The sequence below is a fragment of the Paracoccus tibetensis genome (assembly GCF_900102505.1).
Lineage (GTDB): Bacteria > Pseudomonadota > Alphaproteobacteria > Rhodobacterales > Rhodobacteraceae > Paracoccus > Paracoccus tibetensis.
Map to the genome: position 1 here is coordinate 1 of NZ_FMVT01000030.1, position 4,038 is coordinate 4,038.

7 protein-coding genes are annotated in these 4,038 nt (G+C 58.0%); 1 reads left to right on the forward strand and 6 read right to left on the reverse strand.

Annotated elements, in window-relative coordinates; all coding sequences use genetic code 11:
- Positions 1-59 precede the first annotated feature (59 nt).
- The 5 genes from BLP73_RS18790 to BLP73_RS18810 form a co-directional block, all read right to left on the reverse strand.
- Entirely contained in the window at positions 60-770 is a 711-nt protein-coding gene (locus tag BLP73_RS18790; RefSeq protein WP_090748523.1) for an HNH endonuclease, read from the reverse strand.
- A 38-nt stretch (positions 771-808) separates the two neighbouring features.
- Positions 809-1,486, reverse strand: coding sequence for a thermonuclease family protein (locus tag BLP73_RS18795; RefSeq protein ID WP_090748528.1), 678 nt, complete (start codon positions 1,484-1,486; stop codon positions 809-811).
- A gap of 95 nt (positions 1,487-1,581) precedes the next feature.
- Entirely contained in the window at positions 1,582-1,755 is a 174-nt protein-coding gene (locus BLP73_RS19560; RefSeq protein ID WP_175453450.1) for a hypothetical protein, read from the reverse strand.
- A gap of 85 nt (positions 1,756-1,840) precedes the next feature.
- Positions 1,841-2,104 (reverse strand): BrnA antitoxin family protein, encoded by a 264-nt coding sequence (locus BLP73_RS18805; protein WP_090748532.1) that lies wholly within the window; start codon positions 2,102-2,104, stop codon positions 1,841-1,843.
- A complete protein-coding gene (locus BLP73_RS18810; protein ID WP_090748535.1) occupies positions 2,088-2,372 on the reverse strand; it encodes a BrnT family toxin in 285 nt (94 codons plus the stop codon). Before BLP73_RS18810 ends, BLP73_RS18805 begins: the two co-directional genes overlap by 17 nt.
- 217 nt (positions 2,373-2,589) lie before the next feature.
- On the opposite strand from BLP73_RS18810, the gene BLP73_RS19565 reads away from it, so the two are divergent.
- Positions 2,590-2,883: a hypothetical protein gene (locus BLP73_RS19565; RefSeq protein WP_175453451.1), complete on the forward strand. Its 294-nt coding sequence runs from the start codon at positions 2,590-2,592 to the stop codon at positions 2,881-2,883.
- A 565-nt stretch (positions 2,884-3,448) separates the two neighbouring features.
- On the opposite strand, the gene BLP73_RS18820 is transcribed toward BLP73_RS19565, so the two are convergent.
- Positions 3,449-3,886: a helix-turn-helix domain-containing protein gene (locus BLP73_RS18820; protein WP_245686765.1), complete on the reverse strand. Its 438-nt coding sequence runs from the start codon at positions 3,884-3,886 to the stop codon at positions 3,449-3,451.
- Between the last annotated feature and the right edge of the window lie 152 nt (positions 3,887-4,038).

Sequence of the window (4,038 nt, forward strand, 5' to 3'; positions counted from 1 at the left end):
CCCGCCGCATAACACCCGTTACCGCAGCGGGTGCTGCCGGAGGTTGAGGAAGATGAGGCCTAGAGGATCAGCCCTTGGGCTTCGGGGATGGTCAGCCACCGTTGTTCGATGATCATCGCTCGGTGGATGGCGCGATGGCAGCAAGCACACAGCAGCGAGAGATCAGACAGCTTTGTTTTTCGTTCTCCCGCACTGGCGAGCGGGACAATGTGGTGAGCTTCGAAAATCGCCTCTTCCAGGTCTGCTCTGATGCCAGGTCGTGACAACTCGCACATGTCGCATCTCAGGCCAGTTGCTCTGCGTGCATCCAGCAGCATCTTGCGAACTTTGGGATTGCGTTCTCGCCTGACGTGAATTGCGGTGAGAAGGCGTCCTTCGGGAAGCTCCTCGACTTCTTCCGGTATCTCTTCCGGCAAGATCGTTCTCATCCCTTTGGTGATAGCGTCAGCAAGGTTTCGAACGGCTGCTGGTTGAGACCCATATTTCTCCCAAACCTGGCGATCCGTTTTTGACACGTTCGAGAGGCCTCTGCCGCTGTCGAGCTGTCGCAGGTTCATGAGTTTAAAGCCAACGCCGTCCGGATTTCTAAATGACGGCTGCTTAGCTGCTTCAAGATGATAAGGCATTGAGCGCAGAACCGCGGACAGTGCTTGGATCTCGGGAGAGCGAGGAGATGGGACGTTTCTGTCAAGGCTGAGGTAAAGATCTAACGCGAGAACGATCTCATCGTGGGTCCAGTTAGGGTTTCCGTGTCCTTTGGTTCTCGCCATTCATCTCTCTCAACACTACGAGGCTTATTGTGCAGGCGTTAGCAGATGCTCTCGCAGGGAATGCCGTCGTTGTCGCGATCGAGGCGGCCGCCCCAAGAGCAGTTCGCCAGGTACCACCGCGCTTCTTGGCAGCTCCCGATTTGAGAGCATGTTCGGCGCGGGCTACAGGAATATGAGCGCTGAACAAGCCTCTGCAGGATTTCGGGTGTTTCAGATGGAGATCCCGACGTGCGAGACCCTCTGCGCCAGTCCCAAGGCATGTCGAATTTCGTTCGCCAGATCCCTTTGCGGGCTTCGCGTGCCCGAGCCTCATCGGCAATGTAGTCAGAGGAGTACTGACGGTAGGCGACAGCTAGCCCTTCACTGACCATCCACCTGTTCAGATCTTCACTGCCGCTGAAGCAACGTGCAATGATGCGGCCATAGCGATCCACGTCGAGATGCTCACAAAGCACGGGCGTCCGGCCGATCTTGTCTGCCAGTTCCAAGGCTGCGGCTTGTCCGCACCGCCATGCTGATCCGTTGCTTTCAGTGCAGGCTTGTCTGCTTTCTGGCGCATCTATGCCATGCAGGCGAATGCGAGAGCCGTGGATTTCGAGGGTGTCGCCGTCAATCACTGACGCTACGCCTTGGGTGATGGTGCCTTCGCGCTCAACGGCTGCAGTCGGCGAATAGGTGGCCAGCAACAAGGCAACGGCAAGACCAATGAACTTCATGAATCATCTCACGGCTGAAAACGTGTCAGCAGTGTACATGAAGCTTCTGAAATAAATACGTGCCTGAGCCTAAAGGTGAAACGAGACGGGCATGGTCAAAGCTCGGCGGCCTCGCGACCTATGTTGCGCCGCATAGCGTCAGACAGTGCTGGGAAGGCCTCCGTGAAGGGCTGGGCTTGGGTCAGCTGGTCCGCCGTCGCTTCCGGGGCCTCGGGGTCGCTGGCGATCATGCGCTGGATCTGGTCTTCGGTCAGGTGCTTTCGGCACATAGCAGGCTCCTCTCCTTGGCGCTGGCAGGGGGCGCCCGCCCATGTTGTGGGGCATAGGGCAGGTACAGCCGGTCGATCCCACAGTTTACTTGGGCCGCGCCACATCCGTTTCGAGCAGCATCCGGACATAGCGGGTATAGGGGATGCCGTTGGCCTTGGCCTTGGCCTTCACGGCGTCCAGGAGGGCGGCGGGCAGACGCATGTTCAGCGAGGCGGCCTTCGGCTCGATCTCGAAGCGCATGGGCGTGAACCCTGACAGATCGTATTCGGACAGATCCGCCGTCTCGACGAAATCTTCCGCCTCGGCATCGCTGGTCAGGGGCGACAGGGGCTTAGGATGGGCGTTCATAATGCGCGATCTCCTTTTGGTGCATGTAGCGGGCACTGATGGGCCGCAGCTTGGTCTGGCCGTTGATCTCGCGGAGCTGGAACACCACGAAGACATAGCGTCCAGCTGCCGTGGTCCCGATGGCACGCATCCGCGCCTCCTCGGGAAACGGATCGGACAAGACCGCCGGCGTCCGGGCAAAGACCTCCTCGATCTCGGTTTGGGACAAGCCATGCTTGCCGCATTTGGGCCAGTTGCCCGTGTCCCAATCGAAGCCTGCGATCTTCATGCGTCGTCATAGCATCTGTCTACACAAACGTAATGTAGAGAAGTCTAGGGAGGTTGGGAAGGGTATCGCCTTCTAGCCCGATCGCTTTCCGTCATGTTCGGCCTTTTGAGCCTGCGGGAGCCGGGGGCGCGGCCAGATGGGGACGAAAAATTACCTCTGCATTTCTTGCCACCGTACACTTCCGCCACTGTACACTCCCGACGGAAGGAGAGTTGCCATGCCAGATCAAGACAGAAGCCGGAAACCGCCTGACAAGGGTCGCACGGGCAAGACGCTCGCGGAGAAGGTCAGGCCGATCCAGGAGCGGGCGGGACAGATGGGGTTCGTCTCTGATGGCTCGGATGACAAGGCATTCATGGACGAGGCATGGGGCGAGGACGACCAAGATACGGAGCAGCGTAATCTTGGAGCTGTGCGGGCGGTGATCAAGGCCGGGCTGGACAGCGGGTCAGGCATTCCTGCCGACCAGGTGTTTGCAGAACTTCACGCTCGATATGCGAAAAAGACCTGATCTGCCGTTTCCGGTGATCTTGCAGCAGAGATAGCTCACCGCGTTGCAGATACGAAGATAAGGGTTCGTGCTGCTACTCGGGCCGTTGCCTCCAACTCCACCAACGGCGCCCTTTTTGTGGGTTGCGAACTGCGTCAAGTGGTGCGTCTGACGCGGGTTGCGTCGGTTGCGCAAGGGCCAAAACCTTATCCGTCGCAGCGTCGAGCCTCTTACGCAGGTCTTGTACAGTCTCCTGCTGGCGCTTCGAATTTTCTCTCTCCTGAAGGAGCAATTCCTCGGTCATTGCGAGCTTCAGCTTTAAAAGTTCCACCTCATTTGAGGAAGATGCAGAAGCTTCTTCATGTGGGTTGCGTGATGCGTCATGACGCGCGTCTGAGGAGGGTTGCGCAACACCACGGGGATAAACGCGGAATAGTTCTGCAGGCTCGATGTGGTAAGAACCATCATGCTGCCTTGTGGCCGAGATGCGACCTGATTTGATCGCTCGGCTGATTGTGGATTTGGACAAGCCGGTCTCGCGAGCGGCGCGACTGACTGACCAGCTCATGTGCAGTCACCTACAGGATCAATCCTCATGACGCTGCTCTCTGACAGGTAAGTCAGGCTCCATTCCGTCGAAAAATGGCTGTGACGGCGGAGGCATGCCGGGTCCTGATGGGAGCTGTTGCTCCCCAGGATATACCCCAGGAAGCTGCCGCAGAGGCTGTTGGTGGTCGAGCTGGTCTCTATCAGGCTGCTCCTCTTCTGAAAGAATGACACGCGCACTGAAGAGACTGTAGCGGATGCCATCCCGCTTGCCGTTCCACGCTACCCGGTCGTTGATGATGTAGGCGTTGACCGTGCCTCTCCCCCCGATTTGCCGGGTTTCTATCCAGTTGTCGCTCTGAAGCAGGGCTAGAGCATCTCGAACGCCACGCTCTGAGCCACCAACAAGCTGTGCCAGCGCCTTTTGAGAAAGGACTACAGCGTTATGTTCCCCTACCTGACTGGTGAGGATGTGCATGACCTGAGCTGCAAGGGGCGATCTGCGTATAAGTGCCGCCCAAGCCTCATGAGCTGCACGTTCAGTTTGAACCCATTGGCCGCGGCGTCTTCTGTCAGGCAGAGAGTTCATGTTTGAGGCAACCTGTTTCCAATAACTGGACCTAGACTGCC

Coding starts and splice junctions, on each gene's coding strand:
- BLP73_RS18795 (WP_090748528.1), bottom strand. CDS start 1,486: ATGAAGTTCATTGGTCTTGCCGTTGCCTTGTTGCTGGCCACCTATTCG.
- BLP73_RS18820 (WP_245686765.1), bottom strand. CDS start 3,886: ATGCACATCCTCACCAGTCAGGTAGGGGAACATAACGCTGTAGTCCTT.
- BLP73_RS18810 (WP_090748535.1), bottom strand. CDS start 2,372: ATGAAGATCGCAGGCTTCGATTGGGACACGGGCAACTGGCCCAAATGC.
- BLP73_RS19560 (WP_175453450.1), bottom strand. CDS start 1,755: ATGTGCCGAAAGCACCTGACCGAAGACCAGATCCAGCGCATGATCGCC.
- BLP73_RS18790 (WP_090748523.1), bottom strand. CDS start 770: ATGGCGAGAACCAAAGGACACGGAAACCCTAACTGGACCCACGATGAG.
- BLP73_RS18805 (WP_090748532.1), bottom strand. CDS start 2,104: ATGAACGCCCATCCTAAGCCCCTGTCGCCCCTGACCAGCGATGCCGAG.
- BLP73_RS19565 (WP_175453451.1), top strand. CDS start 2,590: ATGCCAGATCAAGACAGAAGCCGGAAACCGCCTGACAAGGGTCGCACG.